This window comes from Acutalibacter sp. 1XD8-36, from assembly GCF_009917525.1.
Classification (GTDB): domain Bacteria; phylum Bacillota; class Clostridia; order Oscillospirales; family Acutalibacteraceae; genus Acutalibacter.
On sequence record NZ_QZDU01000002.1, the window covers coordinates 69,382 to 85,549 of the forward strand.

The 16,168-nt window shown below is 54.0% G+C and carries 16 protein-coding genes; 7 read left to right on the top strand and 9 right to left on the bottom strand.

From position 1 onward, the window contains the following. Window positions 1-45: 45 nt before the first annotated feature. The 4 genes from D5270_RS03830 to D5270_RS03840 all read left to right on the top strand — a co-directional run bounded on the left by D5270_RS03830 (window position 46) and on the right by D5270_RS03840 (window position 3,257). On the top strand, window positions 46-1,830 hold the full coding sequence (locus D5270_RS03830) for a C40 family peptidase (protein ID WP_166542850.1): 1,785 nt from the start codon (window positions 46-48) through the stop codon (window positions 1,828-1,830). A 2-nt stretch (window positions 1,831-1,832) separates the two neighbouring features. Beyond that, window positions 1,833-2,273 carry a hypothetical protein gene (locus D5270_RS16560; protein ID WP_207709291.1) on the top strand — a complete coding sequence of 147 codons (441 nt, stop codon included), beginning with the start codon at window positions 1,833-1,835 and terminating at the stop codon, window positions 2,271-2,273. Then, window positions 2,206-2,988: an ATP-binding protein gene (locus tag D5270_RS03835; RefSeq protein WP_330587376.1), complete on the top strand. Its 783-nt coding sequence runs from the start codon at window positions 2,206-2,208 to the stop codon at window positions 2,986-2,988. Before D5270_RS16560 ends, D5270_RS03835 begins: the two co-directional genes overlap by 68 nt. A 101-nt stretch (window positions 2,989-3,089) precedes the next feature. After that, complete coding sequence (locus D5270_RS03840; RefSeq protein ID WP_166543313.1) at window positions 3,090-3,257, top strand: transposon-encoded TnpW family protein; 168 nt, start codon at window positions 3,090-3,092, stop codon at window positions 3,255-3,257. 48 nt (window positions 3,258-3,305) lie between these two features. Here D5270_RS03840 and D5270_RS03845 read toward each other — a convergent pair whose 3' ends face one another. The 3 genes from D5270_RS03845 to D5270_RS03855 form a co-directional block, all read right to left on the bottom strand. Continuing rightward, window positions 3,306-3,707, bottom strand: a complete 402-nt coding sequence (locus D5270_RS03845; protein ID WP_166542852.1) for a putative toxin-antitoxin system toxin component, PIN family — start codon at window positions 3,705-3,707, stop codon at window positions 3,306-3,308. Continuing rightward, window positions 3,704-3,979: an AbrB/MazE/SpoVT family DNA-binding domain-containing protein gene (locus D5270_RS03850; protein WP_166542853.1), complete on the bottom strand. Its 276-nt coding sequence runs from the start codon at window positions 3,977-3,979 to the stop codon at window positions 3,704-3,706. Before D5270_RS03850 ends, D5270_RS03845 begins: the two co-directional genes overlap by 4 nt. Before the next feature lie 155 nt (window positions 3,980-4,134). Continuing rightward, window positions 4,135-4,542 carry a hypothetical protein gene (locus tag D5270_RS03855; RefSeq protein WP_243150131.1) on the bottom strand — a complete coding sequence of 136 codons (408 nt, stop codon included), beginning with the start codon at window positions 4,540-4,542 and terminating at the stop codon, window positions 4,135-4,137. Window positions 4,543-5,889: 1,347 nt separating this feature from the next. On the opposite strand from D5270_RS03855, the gene D5270_RS16565 reads away from it, so the two are divergent. Continuing rightward, on the top strand, window positions 5,890-6,483 hold the full coding sequence (locus D5270_RS16565) for a hypothetical protein (RefSeq protein ID WP_207709292.1): 594 nt from the start codon (window positions 5,890-5,892) through the stop codon (window positions 6,481-6,483). Between the two features lie 291 nt (window positions 6,484-6,774). On the opposite strand, the gene D5270_RS03865 is transcribed toward D5270_RS16565, so the two are convergent. Both D5270_RS03865 and D5270_RS03870 read right to left on the bottom strand, forming a co-directional pair. Further along, complete coding sequence (locus tag D5270_RS03865; RefSeq protein ID WP_166542855.1) at window positions 6,775-9,204, bottom strand: flavodoxin; 2,430 nt, start codon at window positions 9,202-9,204, stop codon at window positions 6,775-6,777. Window positions 9,205-9,228: 24 nt separating this feature from the next. Next, window positions 9,229-10,413, bottom strand: coding sequence for an MFS transporter (locus tag D5270_RS03870; protein ID WP_166542856.1), 1,185 nt, complete (start codon window positions 10,411-10,413; stop codon window positions 9,229-9,231). Between the two features lie 237 nt (window positions 10,414-10,650). On the opposite strand from D5270_RS03870, the gene D5270_RS03875 reads away from it, so the two are divergent. Continuing rightward, complete coding sequence (locus D5270_RS03875) at window positions 10,651-11,532, top strand: LysR family transcriptional regulator (protein WP_166542857.1); 882 nt, start codon at window positions 10,651-10,653, stop codon at window positions 11,530-11,532. Here D5270_RS03875 and D5270_RS03880 read toward each other — a convergent pair. The 4 genes from D5270_RS03880 to D5270_RS03895 form a co-directional block, all read right to left on the bottom strand. After that, on the bottom strand, window positions 11,527-11,805 hold the full coding sequence (locus D5270_RS03880) for a hypothetical protein (protein WP_166542858.1): 279 nt from the start codon (window positions 11,803-11,805) through the stop codon (window positions 11,527-11,529). The genes D5270_RS03875 and D5270_RS03880 overlap by 6 nt on opposite strands. A 43-nt stretch (window positions 11,806-11,848) precedes the next feature. After that, on the bottom strand, window positions 11,849-12,592 hold the full coding sequence (locus D5270_RS03885; RefSeq protein ID WP_166542859.1) for an alpha/beta hydrolase: 744 nt from the start codon (window positions 12,590-12,592) through the stop codon (window positions 11,849-11,851). Between the two features lie 253 nt (window positions 12,593-12,845). Continuing rightward, the gene (locus D5270_RS03890) at window positions 12,846-14,480 is read right to left on the bottom strand and encodes an S-layer homology domain-containing protein (protein WP_166542860.1); all 1,635 of its coding nucleotides are present in this window, start codon (window positions 14,478-14,480) and stop codon (window positions 12,846-12,848) included. A 60-nt stretch (window positions 14,481-14,540) separates the two neighbouring features. Further along, the gene (locus D5270_RS03895) at window positions 14,541-15,383 is read right to left on the bottom strand and encodes an arsenic efflux protein (protein ID WP_166542861.1); all 843 of its coding nucleotides are present in this window, start codon (window positions 15,381-15,383) and stop codon (window positions 14,541-14,543) included. A 126-nt stretch (window positions 15,384-15,509) separates the two neighbouring features. On the opposite strand from D5270_RS03895, the gene spoIIR reads away from it, so the two are divergent. After that, the gene (gene spoIIR, locus D5270_RS03900; RefSeq protein WP_166542862.1) at window positions 15,510-16,133 is read left to right on the top strand and encodes a stage II sporulation protein R; all 624 of its coding nucleotides are present in this window, start codon (window positions 15,510-15,512) and stop codon (window positions 16,131-16,133) included. Window positions 16,134-16,168: the final 35 nt, after the last annotated feature.

The following is a 16,168-nucleotide window of genomic DNA, read 5'->3' on the forward strand; positions in this document are numbered from 1 at the left end:
TTGGATACTCCAGCCGGTATTTTTATTTGAAGGGAGTGCTGCCTATTGAGTGAGCCAGTCAAACAGCAGATTGGGGACGGCCAAGACGATTTCGGCCAAGCCGCCGGGAAACTTGTGGAGGCCGCAAAGCAGGTGAAGGCCGCCAGCCAAGGAGCGCAGACTGCTGCGCAAGCTGCAAATACGGCAATCGCCACGGCGCAAGCGTCAGGCGGCGCTGCTGCGGAGGTCGCGGCAGGCTCGGCGGCTGGGCCCTGGGGAGCGCTGCTGGCAGCGGCATGGGCCAGCCGCCACGCGCTGTTCAAGGTGCTGGTGTGCGCCTGCCTAGGCTTGCTCATCATCATTGTACTTATCGTGTCCCTGCCCAGTATCGTGAGCAACGGCATTTTCGGGTTGGACGGCGTTCAGCCCATAGACGGCGCAACACTGCTGAGTACATATAACGAGATGGCTGAAGTGGTGGACCAGGCGGTGGATGACGGGTACAATCAGGCGTTGGCCGAGGTGGAGGACATCATCACCTCCGGCGGCTATGATTACCAGCTCTCCATGGATGCGCTCAGCAACTATGCCCATAGTTCGGCGGGATATGATGTGTGCTACATTCTGGCGGCGTACTCGGCCTCCATGGAGCAGAAAGACACCAGTAAGGCCGACCTGACCGCCAAGCTGAACGCCGTCACTGGGGCCATGTTCCCCGTCACGAAAGATGGTGAGGGAACTGTGGAGCAGGAGGCACAAGGGACTCCGGCCCCTTCCCCACCACCGGGAGCAACCCCAGCGCCCAGCTCTGTGACAGTTAAGTATGTGAAATGCACTATCCACCAGTTCGACACCTCCGTTATCGCCACGGCCTTTGGTCTGGATTTGGAGGCTCCCTACGGCGAGTTTGGCATTACCTACCGGCAGGCCATTGAGAATATGGCGAACGCCCTCAAGCGTACCATGTACGGCTCAGTGGTAGCCGGGTCATCGGTCCCGCTGACAGACGAGGCGCTTATTGCCTTTGTCAACAGCCAGCGCTGTTCGGATATGCGCAAGCACATCCTGAGTACGGCCCTGTCCCTAGTGGGCAAGGTCCCCTACTTCTGGGGCGGCAAGTCCGAGGCTGGCTGGAACGACGCCTGGAACACGCCCCGGCTGGTCACGGCGGCAGGAGACCATACCAGCGGCACCATCCAGCCCTTTGGCCTGGACTGCTCCGGGTTCACAGATTGGATTTACAAAACTGCTGTAGGAATGAGCCTGTATGGGACGAACTGGAGCCAATGGGATAACTCCTTTGCGGTTTCAGCAGCTGAGCTTCAGCCGGGAGACCTGGGGTTTCTCGGCGGCCGGGAGGACTGGACCCACGTTCTCATGTTCGCGGGCTACGGCGAGAACGGGCAGCGGATGTGGGTACACTCCTCCGGCGGCGAGGGCGTGATTCTCAACACCCCCAGCTATGAGGCGGGCCTGTCACTGCGCCGGCCTTCTGGCGTTGATTTTGATGCACCTGTATCTGGCGGCGGGACTGAAGTGGGAACGCCAATCTCCACTTTGGAGGTGGATGTCACCCACTACTGTGCCTGCACTTTATGCTGCGGCGAGAATGCCGCCGGTATCACCGCCAGCGGCAAACGAGTCAGCCAGGGCATGGTCGCCATGTCCAGCCACTACCCTTTCGGCACGCAAATCAAGATAAACGGCGTGCTGTATACCGTGGAGGACCGGGGCGGCTCTGGGATTGAGAACGACATCCATCGGGTGGACATCTACGTTCCCGACCACAATGAAGCCCTGCGGCTGGGCCGGTTCAAAACAACGGCCCAAATCTATAGACTAGGAAGATGAATATGGACGAAAAACCTTACAATAACGTGTTCGCTATTCCCGCAAACTACACGGACTCAGGCAAAATTTTTGGCGGGATGCTGGAGCTGCGGAACACCTTAGAAGCCGGTTTCCTGTTGATCCTGGCAGGCTACCCGGAACTGATGTGGCTCCCTGTGACCGGCACCATCAAAATCGTCGTCATGACCGTGACCCTGCTCCCCCTGGGAGTGCTGGCTGTCATGGGTATTGACGGCGATTCCCTGTTCCAGTACCTGGGCCATGTCATGATGTTTGCCGGGAGCAGAAGAAAAATTCACATGAAGAGAGTTGGCCGCCATGACCCAAAGAAAACGAGAAAAGCAAAGAAAGCTCACCGCGCAGGGGTTCCTGCCGGTGAGAAAAATCGAGCACGGCGTGGTGGAGACCACGGACGGGCGCTACCTGAAGATTCTGGAGATTGAGCCCATTAACTTTATGCTGCGCTCAGATGAGGAACAGTTCAACATTATCTCTACCTTTGCAAGCTGGCTGAAAATCTCGCCCATGCGCCTGCAGTTCAAAAGTATTACCCGGAAGCGCAGGCGGGCGCAGGGGCTTCAAGACCGCTATCTGTATGACTACACTTTTGCCAATGACAACGGGCAGAATCCGCTGATGAAGAAAGCCCACGCCTATGCAGACAACTGGAAACAGGCATATCAGGACAATACCGGGCTTCTCCTTTTCGGGGATGTGGGGACGGGGAAATCCTTTTTCGCCGGTTGTATCGCCAACGCCCTGCTTGACCGGGATATTCCGGTGCTGATGACGAACTTTCCCTCTATCCTGAACCGGCTGACCGGTATGTTTTCCGAGGACAGGGCGGACTTTATCGCCAGTCTGGGAATGTATGACCTGTTGATCATTGACGATCTGGGCGTGGAGCGGAATACCGAGTACGCGATGGAGCAGATGTTCCATGTGATCGACTGCCGCTACCGCAGCCGGAAACCCATGATTATCACAACGAATTTGAAACTGGAAGAAATCAAGAACCCGCCCGATCTGGCCCATGCGCGCATCTATGACCGCATATTGGAACGGTGCGCCCCGATCCTCTTTGACGGGAAGAACTTCCGGGAGGAAAACGCCGAGACTACCAAAGCGGCGGCAAAGGGGATTATATCCCAAAAATGAAACTGGAAACCGACAGATTGGAGCATTTCCCCGCCGCCACCGGCGGGGCATCCGGGAAAGGAGTATATGACCCTATGAGCAATATGAAAAACGCCCCTGAAATGACAGCATCACCCAAAATCGGCGCAGAACAAAAGGATGCGCCCGCACTGGTAAAGAAGATCGGGAAAACGACTTATGTTGTCCGGGTACATTTCAGCGAAACCAGCAAGGAAACCATGAGCGACAAGATTAAGCGTATGCTGAAAAATGAGGTTGAGCAGATGTAAAAATGCGGAGCCGGAAACCGTCTCATAGGTTCCCGGCTCCGCGCCGTTTCAGTATTGGAGAAATTCAGCCGGTGTCATAATCATTAGATTTTTCACGCCGGATTCTAAAAAGTCTTTATCGCCGGTTAGTAAAATATCGGCCTTTGCTTCTATGGCTGCCCGAAGAATCGGGCGGTCATTTACATCACGGATTTGTTTCTCTGAAATATTTTCCTCTGTCGGAACCGGAACCAGTTCCAAAGTCAGGAGCGCAACGGAAAGAAATTTATCCAGAGATGCAAGTCGATTCGGAAATTTTTTGTTAAATATCCGCTTCATTTCGTCCACATTCTGCTCACAGATCAGCCCATGATGAGGATAGGATGCCGCTTTTACATACGCCTGAAAAGGGATGCCGTTTGCACTTAGGGCGGCAGAAATCAGGACATTGGTATCAATCAAAACTCTCATGCGTTCTCATCCTCATTTCTCAATTCTTTCACAAGTGCCATGACATCATCATCGGAGGTCAGACCAGCGCGTTCTGCTTCTCCAGCCATCTCTTTTTGAAGCACCTGCATAGCGTAGACAGCAGAATTGACAATACGGACGGTGTTTCCCTCAACGATAAACGTAATGCGATCGCCGCTTGCCACGCCGAGAACTTCCCGAATATCTTTTGGAATTGTAATCTGCCCCTTTGCCATGACTTTTGCGTTGTCTACAAACGTATTTGCTAACATGATTTTACACCACCTTTCTGAAATATGGAAAGTAGGGATTTCCCTACTCTTATTATATGCAGAGGACACAGAAAAATCAAGGGAAAATGCTGGAAGTAGTATAGATTGAGAGACTGCCATTTTTGAATTTTCTGTGAATTTGATTAAAAAGTCCTTTACAAATCGTCTCTGGGCAAGCAGAGAAAGCCGTACCCATCCGTAGTGTAGACCGCCCCATTCATACATTCCTTGCCGGAACACTTGACTACCCAATCGGTGATTTGATAGGTCAACTTCTTGGTCTCTTTGTCCAGCTCATATGTTAGATAGCCGAGCTGGGACAGCTTATCCAGCGTTTCCAGAGCCTTGGCGCGGTTCCTGACACCTAATATACTCTTTAGACCCACAACGCCACCGGCCCACATTCCCGGCTCCACAGCGTTCTCATAGCCGCAATAGGAGGCCACGCCCTTACGGAACGCCGCGCGGCTGGCAAGTCGCATACAGGCTCCCATGATGCCCTTGCCGGTGGGCAGGGCGCTTCTGGGCAGCTTCACCCAGTTGTATTTTTGCAGGCATTTCATGGTGGGGTCTCCTTTATAAAGTTAGTAAGATTTTTCTATTCAAATGCGATGGCGGCTTTCTTCGGAAAGCCGCCCCAATTGGCCGAGATAACGAGTTGAACGCTCAGTTATCCCTTTCGGAAATGCCCGATTTTTGCAATAATCTGCTAATACGACTCAAAAACAGTACCAAATATTAGCAGGCACGATCGTGTAACAAGAAGGCACTTGGAGGTTCACTTGTGTCAGTAGTATCTAGGGCTGAGTGGGTTTATGGGGGACCTGCCGATACTACCGGTATAATGTGTCCATGAAACTCCTAAGGGCTAGTTGAGGGTTCGATTCCCCCAGGGGGTGCCAAAGCTATGCGCTTATGCTGACATTGGCCTAACGGCCAAGTCGCCAAGTTTCGGAACACAGTTCCGAAACTTTTCTTTGGTTATTGAGCAAGTATGTCTTTCAAACCTAACTACTCCTTTTCCTCATTTATCTTTCTATACAATTAATGTTATTTTTGCATCCCCGCTGGTCCAGCTTGAATTTATCACAGATTACCGTGATATCTAACTGGACTACCGTATCTACATTTTCCGGCGGGTCTCCTTCCTTTTCAAGCAGCCTCACATGGAAAGGTGCGGCGAAAGCCTCGTACTTTTACCTTCCAGAATGTTTAGCATCTGGCGAAGAATTTCATCGTTCACTCGTTGATGTGTATTGTTATGTTGTCTGTGCAGGCAGCACTCCAGGGCCTTGATTCTCCTAAATTTAATTAGTTGTCCATACAATTATGCTTGGTTTGCACTCTACCGGTTCCATTGACATCCCTTTCTCTTAAATGTTATAATACGGTAAAATAAGTGTATATGTCCCAGGAGGAGAAAAGTGAAAACTTTTCACTTTCACTGGCTTGATACCAGCCTGCTTGAAACCGGAACGGACTAGGAAAAATACCAGTGTATTGTCCAATGGGCCCAAAAAGCCAGGTCGGTAAATCCGGATGTTTTTGACGAGCTGACCAGATGGCTTTTAGAGTCCGAAGGATGGAGCTCACAGGAATTTGAAGAAAACAAAAACTTGCTTTTGAACGATATCTTCGGCAAGTTTTTGGCTCAGAATGCACTCTTAAGGGAGGTACTTGCCAGCCTGAAAACCGTCCGGTATGGTCAACCCGCCGGTATTTGAGGCCTTAGATCGGTTTGATGATAAATTACATGGCAACACCAATACGGATGCGTTGCGGGAAGCTGTGACATCGGTTTTTCAGATTTTACAGCCCTGCGCGTTCGAGAAACCCGAGAACTTTTTGCGGGAGGCCAAACCGGGCATTTCGGGACCGATTGGGTGCAGCCTTATGGCTATATAAATTTTTTGAGCGACTGCGACAGTGCCGTTCAGTGGGCGATTTTTATGCCGGACCTGGTCCAGCAGCAGCAAAAAGGGTTTAGGATGGTGTCCTTTGAATATAAAAAGCTGCCTGCCATGCGCTTTATTGGGAAAGAAAAAGACTTCTCCATGGACTCGGAAGAATTGGAGGAGCTGTTCCGCACCTTGGACCTCCTATCGGGATACCACAGTGGTTTCGACCGGGATATCCTTTTTATTCACCACAGATCAAAGGGTGTTGATGTCGAACCACCTCACAAACTTTGGGGCCGGTTTATGGCAGCAAATACTCCGGTACCGGAAGGGTTTGAGGCTATCGAGTTTGCGCCTGAGGATAACCGCCAGCCCGGACAGCCCTATTTATCCCAGTTCGCGTATGCGGTTTTTGCCGGAGACCAGAATGCCATGCACCAGCGAGAGGGTTTTGACTCCGACGCTATGTACGATGTAACCAGAAATACCATCTTGGGGCAAAATGTTCCTATCCCATACCCGGAGAAATACTGGACTGCCGAGGTATTCCCAGAGGGACCGGCAAACGGCAGTTATATCTATTTGTTCAGTGCGCAGATTTCCTGAGCATAATGGTACGGCTATGGGCAGCTCAGCCTTCGGCACAAGCACCTGGCTGAGGCCGTTCTATTTTGCTCGAGCACAACGGGCGCTGGGGTAACTTGTTTCATGTATGGCAGGCTCCTTTCCTCCGAACAAGCAACGGGCTAAAGGCCCGCCATTATGCTCCAAAAGCGCATAACAAGTTGAAAAACTCATTGATGCGAAAAAGTTCCTCAACAATTTTTGTTGAGGAACTTTTTATACTCTCAGATTTTATTTTGATATGCTTAACAAACACCTGCAGGATTTTGCAATTCATTCACTAACCTTCACCAGCTCAATTCCTTCACGCTTCCCGAGATTCCGGCCATACTTTTTCTCCGTGCTGTTATTCCAATGCTCATGTACGCCCAGGTTTGTGGCTCTATGCCCCCGACTGTCCGTATAAGCGGTGCCGGAAGGCGCATTCCCCACCAGCCCGGCCTCATGCAGATAGTTCTCGTTATTCACGCTTGCGGCAGCCCGGTTATAGCTTGTAACAGTAGGTTCGTTGCTAAGAAAATCTGCGCCTACACTGTCAATCGCCACCGGGTCCTGGCTGACAAACACGCTGGCCGTATAGCCACCATTAAAAGGCTCCTGCTGCCATGCAGCATTCTCTTTCGTAATAGAGGACCCCTCGCTGGGGGCGCAAATCAGCGCGTCCAGCATATAGAGCACTGTCTTGCCGCCCAAATCCGCGTTAGACATCAGATCCACAAGTGGGCTGTAAATGCCCATCTCATCCCGGGTCAGCCACTGGTGGAGGTTGGCCCCTTCCGGCGGGCGCATAGCGTTGCCGTTGATGAAGCTGCCGAAGTGGTTCTTGCCACACAGGGTGATACCGTAGCTGTGGCCCTTGAGATTGGCAAGGTTGATAACGTACTCGGCCTCTGTCACGCAGGTGGGTAGGTAGTTCACCCGGCCGCTGAACTCTTGCGACCAAATTACAGGCGCATTTTCGTCTGCTACGCCATTGTTGCGGCCCACAAAGCTCACACCCCGCAGATTGCCCTGCGTACACATTTCGACCATGTAATTGGGGAACAGCCGGGACACATCATACACCGTAATATCATACGGAGCCACCCCCGCCTCCCGCACCAGAGATGTCAGTAGGGCTTTGAGCAGTACCGGGTTAGTGTAGCTCATGGCGGTCTCGCCGGAGGTGTCATCGTCCATCACCGCCGAACCGTTGATGTTGGCCTTGATGGCTATCCTCTCCCCGGATTTATAACCGCCCTCGCTCTTATAGGCGAACAGCGCCTGCCAGCCCTCCTGTGGGGTCGTCTTGCCGCCCAGCTGGGCAATGCTCTCATCCACCATCTTCTGTATGGCCGCTTCGTCAAAATGGGAGAGCTCCCACCAATAGCCGCTGCCGTCCCAGCTTACGGAATCTGGGTCGTGAACCCAGACCACCCGGCCCGGCATAGCGCCGACGCCTGTACCCATAGGCTCATGCTGGGGGAAGGTACCATCGTAGGGAAGGGCAGGGACAGTATCTGGCAAATCCAGGCTGTCTATCCAGCTTTCGATTTCTTCTCTGCTGGTGCCGGAGCTGAACCGTTTTCCGTCCAGCCACTTTGCACCTCCTGTAAGCTCATACAAATTTGTGGCGCTGGAGCCGATGGGGCTACTGCCGGAGGTACAGAAGGGTACGATAGTCTTGTCGGCAAAGTCATAACTCTCCAAAAAGGTGCTGATAATGCGCGGGGCCTGCCCGTGCCAGATGGGGTAGCCGATGAACACCACGTCATACTGGCCCATGTCTTCCACGCCTCCGGAGATGGCGGGCCGGGCATCAGGGTCCTTCTGCTCTCGGTCGGCGCGGCAGTCGGTGTAGTATGCCAAGTCATCCTCGGTGTAAGGCTCCTGGGGTGTAATCTCGTAAATTTCCGCACCCAGGTGCTCCGCGGCATACCCAGCCAGGGGGCGGGTGTTGCCAGTAGCGGAGAAGTATGCCACCAGTATCTTTGCGCTGTCCGGGCCGGGGCTGGGCGGCATGTTCGTATCGTATTTAGAATAGTTCATCAGCATAGTTGCCACCTCCGCTCGCGTGACATAGCCCTTAGGGTCAAAGCTGTTATTCCCTTTCCCGCTGATAATACCGTTGGCCTGCGCCCAGTCCACGGCCTCAAGAGCGTAGCCGCTGACCTCGGACATATCGGAGAATCCCGCGTCCTTGCCCACCTCCGGGCTGCCAGCATAGCGCCAGAAAATCGTGGCGATATCTTCCCGGCGCACATTGTCGTTGGTGCCGAATTTGCCGTTTCCATAGCCGGAAATAATGCGGTTTTCCTGGGCCCAGGCCACGGCTTTCGTGTACCAGGCGTCCGGCTTCACGTCTGTAAAGGTGGGGTTTACCATGACGGCGGGGCTTTTTGCATGGCGGTACAGCACCGTTGCCAGCTCGGCGCGGGTCATGTTGTCATTTGGAGTGAACTTTCCGTTTCCTTTGCCGGACATCAGGCCGTTTTCCCGACAGTATTCCACGGCGGTATAATACCAGTCGCCGGGGGCAACGTCTGTAAAGGTGTCCCCTTTTGAAATGGTTACGGCTTGGCTTTCCACCGGGCTGTTTTCCTCTGAAGTACTTGGAACTGTCAGGCTTGTAACGCTGTCCTCCGGGGATTCTGCTGCCGCGCAGGCTGAGCATGTCAGCAGCAGGAGAACAGACAACAGGAGGGATAAGATTCTTTGATTCATAGACACTCCTCACTCTGTCATTATTTATGCGTTTGCAGCTTTGCTTGCATGATTCCGCTTTGTGGATTTCACCGTCTGCCAAAGGGCCCCGGCACTCAGCAGGACAAAGCAGGCGGCGGTCATGAAGAACTGCACCTTCAAATCTTCGCTCACCAACCCGAACAGATTGCCCAGCCAGGGGGTGACAAAGGCCCCCACGCTCTGGAACACCAGCACCAGATTGGTGGCGGTTCCACCGTAATCGCCGTAGCTTCGGGAGGCTTGTTCCTGAATGAAGGGCATGAAAATCAAATACCCATAGCCCAGCAGAAATGCCCCGGTCCATACAGGCAGCAGACTGTTGGCAAAGCCGCCCATGAGAAAGCCTAGCACGCAAATTCCAAATGCCAGCGCCAGGGTGAGGCTGCCCAGCTTTGCCCGGAGTTTGCCGTAGGTCAGCCCTGCGGCAAAGGAGCCCAGTGACAGGAAAGTAATAGCCAGACTGCCCTCCTTGGCGGTGCCGTAGCCGTAATCGGTAATGAGGGTGGAAGCCTTGATGACGTACACAGTCGCCAGCATAACGGAGACGAACATGAGCAGTCCCAGGCCCCACAAGCCCAGCGGCAGTTTACCGGCTTTCTTTTCTACCGGTTCAGCGGGAGCTGTTACTGTACCCTCCGCCTTTGGTACGAACACCAGAACCAGGGCCATGACCGCGAACCCCAGGAAGTACACGGAGAAGGACACGTTCCAGCCAAATACCAGCAGCTGGCCCGCCGCAAAGGTAGCCGCCGCGCTGCCCAGGCCAGATATGCCGCCGTTCAGGCCAATCATGGTGCTGCGAGTCTGACCATCAAAGAAGTGGACAATCAGCGTCAGCAAAGAGGACATGAGCAGTCCGCAGCCCGTGCCGAAGAAGCAGCGGGTGACAAGAATCACCGGGAACAGCGGCAGGAAAATGGGGATGATGCCGCCCACGGCGCAGAACGCCAGCCCCAGCAGCATGGCCCCCTTGTGGCCCAGTTTTTTGGCGATAAACTGCTCGCCCAGCACGCCCGCCATCTGGAACAGGGAGGGCACGGTAGCAATCAGCTCAATGGCGGACAGGGACACCCTGGGAAAGGCCGCCGCCATCTCCGGCACAAGACCGGTGACGGCATTCAGCGAGGCGGACACCAGGCAGGTGGACAGCAGGGCGATTTTCAAGACGAGATTTTTGTTTTGATTCATGGGGTTCTCCTCCTCTTTATTTTGAACACCGGATAGTGTAGACCAGATAATCCAGACAGTCTATGCGCTTTTGCTCCCTGTGCATCCCATCCGGCAGCGTCCGCCGGTGCCTTGCAAATACAGTATAGTACACATGAGAGCAAATATCAAATACACATTTTGAATTGACTCTCATACTTGAAAGGTATGGCAAATTCTGCTATACTGTATGGTGAAAACAGATAGAGGAGGAAGGAAATGGACATCCGCGTACTGCAATACTTCCTGGCGGTGGCCCGGGAGGAGAGCATCACCAAAGCCGCCGAAAGCCTGAATATGACTCAGCCTCCCCTCTCCCGGCAGCTGAAGGACTTGGAGGAGGAGCTGGGCAAACAGCTGCTGGTACGAGGCAAAAAAATCGCCCTTACTGAGGATGGTATGCTTTTGCGCAAGCGGGCAGAAGAGCTGATAGACCTGATGGAAAAGACGAAAGCCGAGCTGACCTCCCCACAGGAGGGAATTGCCGGGGATATACACATCGGCTGCGGGGAGACAGAGGGGATTTCTTTTCTGGCAAAGACTGCCCAGGACTTACAGGAAAAATACCCCATGGTCCATTTCCACATCTATAGCGGGGCCGGGATGCTGGTCAAGGAAAAGCTGGACAAGGGGCTCATTGACTTTGGTCTGCTAATCGGCGCGGACACCTCAGACTACGGCTATATTAAACTGCCCATAAAGGACACTTGGGGCGTCCTCATGCACAAGGACGCCCCACTGGCTGAAAAGGAGAGTATCTGTCCCAAAGATTTGTGGGACAAGCCGCTGATTGTCTCCCACCAGAACAACCCCGCTGGCGCGGAGTTTGCCTGGCTGAAGCGGGACACTTCCAAGCTGAACATTGTTGCTACCTATGACCTTCTCTATAATGCCGCCCAGTTTGCCAAGCGCCGCTTTGGCTATGTAATCGCTTTGGATAAAATCATCAACACCACCGGGGACAGCGAGCTGTGTTTCAGGCCTCTGTCACCCTCCTTGGAGGCAGAACTATTCATTGTGTGGAAAAAATATCAGGTGCACTCCCGGGCGGCAGGAGCGTTCCTGAATCAGCTGCAGGAGGAATTGGGGGAGGCTCTATGAAGCCATGCTTTGCAAATCCTGGTAAAAAATACAGAAAAAGCATTTACGGTCATCGTAGTAGCCGTCGTAATTGTCCTCTGGGGGCGGCTCGGTCTTGGCACACTTTTCAGGGACAGACTTCTCCTTGTGGGGCCTTTTTCGTGATTTCTTTTCCTTGGCAGGCTTGTCCGAGGCAAGAGTATTTGATGTGTTCTCTGGCAGAGACTTGCTACATTCCGGGCAAAAAAATACGGCGCTGTCCGGGAGAACAGCGCCGCAAGTTGGATGTGCCATTTTATAGGCCCCTCGTAAAACTCCTGCCCCGCAGGGTTTCCCTTCATTTGTGCTCCGCGAGAAAATCCCGTACAGCACCGGTCACCATTTCCAGATGGTGGTCATAGCAGTGGGTGTCTCCCGGCACGATTACCAGCTTGGCATTGGCGTAAAGCTCCGCCGCGCGCCGGGCATACTGCAGAGGTACGGCTTCGTCCGCATCGCCCTGCACGATGAGCACCGGACTGGTGTAGCGCTGGATTTCGTCCTCCACATGGATGGTCTGGGCCACGCGGATGTAGTTGCCATTGAGCTTTAATCCCCCGAACTCTATCATGTCCGGGATATGCTCTGGGTCGAAACTCTGCCCGACCAGATTCCCCTGACGCGCACCGTCCGGAATCATCCAGGCCGGGGCCAGGGGGATGATGGCCTTGAAGTCGTCGCGCTTCATGCCCGCCACCAGCATGGTCAGCAGCCCGCCCTGGGAGTGGCCGCAGAGGTACAGGCTGTCAACGAATTCCAGGGTCTTGGCGTAGTCCACCACCGCCAGCGCGCCGGTGACCCATTTGTAGAGGGTGTGGTCCTCAAAGCGGCCCTCACTTTTGCCGTGACCGTACATCTCCACCCGCAGTGTGGCTATACCCATCTCGTTCATGGCCTGGGACACTTCCACGATATGACGCTCTTCCATATGTCCTGTGAAGCCGTGTATCACAATAGCCAGGGGGCATTTTTCCGTGTTCTGAGGTTTTTCCAGCTTGACGTGAAGTTTGATTCCGTCGCTGGGAATGAAAAATTCCTGCATTCTGACCGCTCCTCTGTTTTTGAAATTTTTTCTTATAGTATAGCACAGTTTCTCTAGGTCTGCAAGACATGCCATACCAGATAATCCCCCCTAGTAAACCTGGGGAGGGGGTACATAGACCCTAGAAGTGGGAAGTACGGACTTCACCCCTAAAGGAGCATGGAAGGTTTGACACCGCATTACCATCACGGACCGCCACTAAATCGGACAATTAAAAACTACCGTGACTCTTAAAGAGCCACGGTAGTTCACCTCACTTAAAGACTATAACATTATTCATAGGCCGCGACCTTGGCCCGGTATAGTAGGTCCCCTCCACATAGAGGTTTGAGGAGCCGCCGCCGTCCAGGTTTACCGCGCTGTAGCAGCCAAGGCTCACCATCACATGTGAGAGTTTCGGCAGGGAGGTGTTGGCTGTCAGAAGCACCAGATGGCCCTCGGGCTTTATCCCCAGGCAGACCCGGCGGTCGTTGGAGAAGTTATTTATCCCGCTCAGGCCCTCGGCGTTGTAGGTTGAGGCGTCGCCGTAGAGCCAGCCGTCCTTTACCACCTGGGGGCCGACGCCCAGGGCCAGCTCGATATCCTGGGTCTCCGAGCCCTCGTAGTAGACGCTCTTGTTCACATCGGTGCCTACAACCATTGAGGTAATAAAATCATTCTGATACATACGGTCGGCCTGCTGGACTATCAGATAGCCGTCGTTTGCGTTGGGGATACCCACGTCCTGATTCCTGTAGACTGCAACAACGCTACCGCTATTGTCAACCCTGACGGCATACTTTGGTTTAAAGCCCAGTGTCCTTCCCCAGTCCCTGGTGAAAATTATGCGCGCGCCGTCCTTACTGCTGGACGGACGGACATTCACCACCACGTTCTCTGCCTTCTTCGTGGTCCCGTCGGGATTATATACCTCAAGGGTCACCCTGGTGGTAAAATGCTCAATAGAGAACCTGCCTGTGCTGTCCATAACGATAGTCGACTTTGCCGGGGAGTGGGCGTTGTATGTAGAGATAAGCCTGCCGTTTTTAACTATAGTCGCATAGGGCATATAGGTGTCGAAGCTGAAGAAGCCTCCGTTCACGGCAATCTTCGCCCCGGTACGGCTAATAACATTGGCTATATTCTCCCCGCCGTCTATCAAATCATTGCCCATGACAACATCGGGGGTATACCAGCTTGGGTCAAACTCCACCGCCGCTACAGACACATCCTCCACCCTTTTGCGTATGACCTTATAGTTCGGGTCCCGGCTCACCTTCAGGAACGTGGAGAGCATCTGGGCCGCATCGCAGCGCTGGCTGTTATTCTTGGGCTTGAAGTAGCCATCATTTCCGTTAAGTATCCCCGCCCTGGCGCAGGCGTACACCGCGTCCTCGGCATAGAGGTTAATGGCATAGTCGTCCTTAAAGTACATGGGCCCCTTCACTGGGGGAATGCCGATACCCATGGCCTTGGTATAGTTCACCAGCATAACAGCCATATCCTGGCGGGTGAGCCTGCCGCCGGGATTAAACTTATTGTTTCCGGCGCCCTTGACTATGCCGTTTTCGCTGGCCCAGTTTATGTAGGGGTTAGCCCAGTAGCCTGTCTTCACGTCCGTGAAGCTGCCCCTATAGTTGTACTTTCTGAGCTCGCTTTCCGGCAGAGCGCTGTGGGCAAGCATAGTGGCAAAGTCCGCCCGGGTCAGGTATCCTCCGGGCCGGAACGTCCCGTCCCCCGCACCGCTCATTATGCCCCTGTTCACCATATCCCGCACCGCATCAGTGTACCAGGCGTTGGAGGGCACATCTGTAAACCCCGCCGCGGCACTGGCCCTGACGCCGGCAAATACTGCCAGCAGCGGCACGCACAACATGACAATTAACGCTCTCAGCTTCCTTTTTAACATGGGTATCATCTCCTTTTTTGTAAGTTCTTCATATATTTTAACATATTATAGTCGATTTGTCTACCCAAATATTACTTGGCAAATACTTCCAACCACCACCGCCGACACATACAGCACCCCGGCAATGGAAAAATTCTCCTTCCAGTTCCTATTGACCCTGAACAGCACCAGCAGCCCCAGCCCGGCCCCAGTGCACAGCCCGGCTGCAGCCGCCCCAAATGACAGGGAGCCCCCAAGGTACAGCTCCGTCAGTATCACCGACGCGGCACAGTTGGGTATGAAGCCTATGAGCCCGGCAAGCAATGGCTGCCAGACGCTCCCCGCCAGGAGCAGCCTTGAAATATTCTCCTCGCCCACCAGCTCTATCGCCACATTCAGCGCCATATTTACTGCCAGCAGAAACAGGAATATTTTCACCGTATGCCTAAGCGCCGGGCGCAGCACGCCCTTTTCCCCGCAGCCGCAGTCCCCGCATAACTCATGGAACGGCTGGGACGCCCCTTGCTTTAAAAACCTGCCGTACACGACATCTGTCAATATGCCCACTGCTGCCCCGGCTGTCAGCTTCACTATAAGGAGCAGCCCCAGGTCCTTCGCCGCGCCGGGCCTTGAGAGCAGTATAGGTATGGCCTCGTCCGATGTGGCGATGAACACCGCCAGCAGCGTCCCGGGGGTTATCAGCCGCCCTGCGTAGAAATTTGCCGCCGCCACTGAAAACCCGCACTGGGGCACACAGCCCAGCGCCGCCCCTCCTACGGGCCCCAAAGGTCCCAGCCTCCCCAGAAGCCGGGCCATGCCCTCGCTGGCCCTATGCTCCAGAAACTCAATGAGCAGGTATGCCCCGAACAGGAACGGCAATGTTTTAAGTGAGTCTATTATCGCGTCAAGTAATATATCAAGCATATTTCAACCTCACATCTTTTCCAGTATTATACCACAAAGCTTTCCCTTTTTAAACCCCGAATAAAACCTCCCCATACCGCCCATACTTTTCCCAGAATATGGAAAAACTGTGAAAGGTATGATTTTATGAGCTCCAAAAGCAACCTAAAATTTCCGCCCCTTTTCAAAGCCGCCCTCTGCGCCCTGTCCCTCACCCTCTCCCTCTCATGGCTCACCGCCGCCGGGCCCGCCCAGCAGCTCCCCGAGAACATACTGCGCCTGCATGTTGTAGCCAACTCAGACGATGAAAGGGACCAGGCGCTGAAGCTCCAGGTCCGTGACGCGGTACTTACTGAGGCGTCCCGCTGGTGCAGTGAAGCGAAAGACCTTTACAGCGCCAACGCCGCCCTTTGCACCCATCTTGAGAGTATCACTGAAGCTGCCCAGCTCACTGTGAAGGAAAAGGGCTTTACCGATACCGTCACCGCCACCGTAACCGACGAATTTTTCCCCACCCGCAGGTATGGCTCCTTTACTCTCCCTGCCGGGCGCTATCGCACCTTGCGTGTTGTGATAGGCGAGGGTGAGGGGCACAACTGGTGGTGCGTGGTGTTCCCGGCCCTATGCCTGCCTGCCGCAAGGGGGGAGGATGTGCTGGCCTCCCTGCCGCCGGACCAGCGCGAGCTGGTGGAAAATCAGGGGGTACAGGTCAGCTTTAAATTTATCGAGCTCTATGAGGAGCTGAAAAATTGGCTTGCCGGGGGAGCCTAAGGGGTGTATAATAGTATATTATCGCGCATGTCCCC

Bases quoted from the DNA above. Each gene is read 5' to 3' on its own strand.
- D5270_RS16560 (WP_207709291.1), top strand. From the start codon at position 1,833: ATGGACGAAAAACCTTACAATAACGTGTTCGCTATTCCCGCAAACTAC.
- D5270_RS03840 (WP_166543313.1), top strand. From the start codon at position 3,090: ATGACAGCATCACCCAAAATCGGCGCAGAACAAAAGGATGCGCCCGCA.
- D5270_RS03845 (WP_166542852.1), bottom strand. From the start codon at position 3,707: ATGAGAGTTTTGATTGATACCAATGTCCTGATTTCTGCCGCCCTAAGT.
- D5270_RS03850 (WP_166542853.1), bottom strand. From the start codon at position 3,979: ATGTTAGCAAATACGTTTGTAGACAACGCAAAAGTCATGGCAAAGGGG.
- D5270_RS03855 (WP_243150131.1), bottom strand. From the start codon at position 4,542: ATGAAATGCCTGCAAAAATACAACTGGGTGAAGCTGCCCAGAAGCGCC.
- D5270_RS03865 (WP_166542855.1), bottom strand. From the start codon at position 9,204: ATGAATCAAAGAATCTTATCCCTCCTGTTGTCTGTTCTCCTGCTGCTG.
- D5270_RS03870 (WP_166542856.1), bottom strand. From the start codon at position 10,413: ATGAATCAAAACAAAAATCTCGTCTTGAAAATCGCCCTGCTGTCCACC.
- D5270_RS03875 (WP_166542857.1), top strand. From the start codon at position 10,651: ATGGACATCCGCGTACTGCAATACTTCCTGGCGGTGGCCCGGGAGGAG.
- D5270_RS03880 (WP_166542858.1), bottom strand. From the start codon at position 11,805: ATGGCACATCCAACTTGCGGCGCTGTTCTCCCGGACAGCGCCGTATTT.
- D5270_RS03885 (WP_166542859.1), bottom strand. From the start codon at position 12,592: ATGCAGGAATTTTTCATTCCCAGCGACGGAATCAAACTTCACGTCAAG.
- D5270_RS03890 (WP_166542860.1), bottom strand. From the start codon at position 14,480: ATGTTAAAAAGGAAGCTGAGAGCGTTAATTGTCATGTTGTGCGTGCCG.
- D5270_RS03895 (WP_166542861.1), bottom strand. From the start codon at position 15,383: ATGCTTGATATATTACTTGACGCGATAATAGACTCACTTAAAACATTG.
- spoIIR (WP_166542862.1), top strand. From the start codon at position 15,510: ATGAGCTCCAAAAGCAACCTAAAATTTCCGCCCCTTTTCAAAGCCGCC.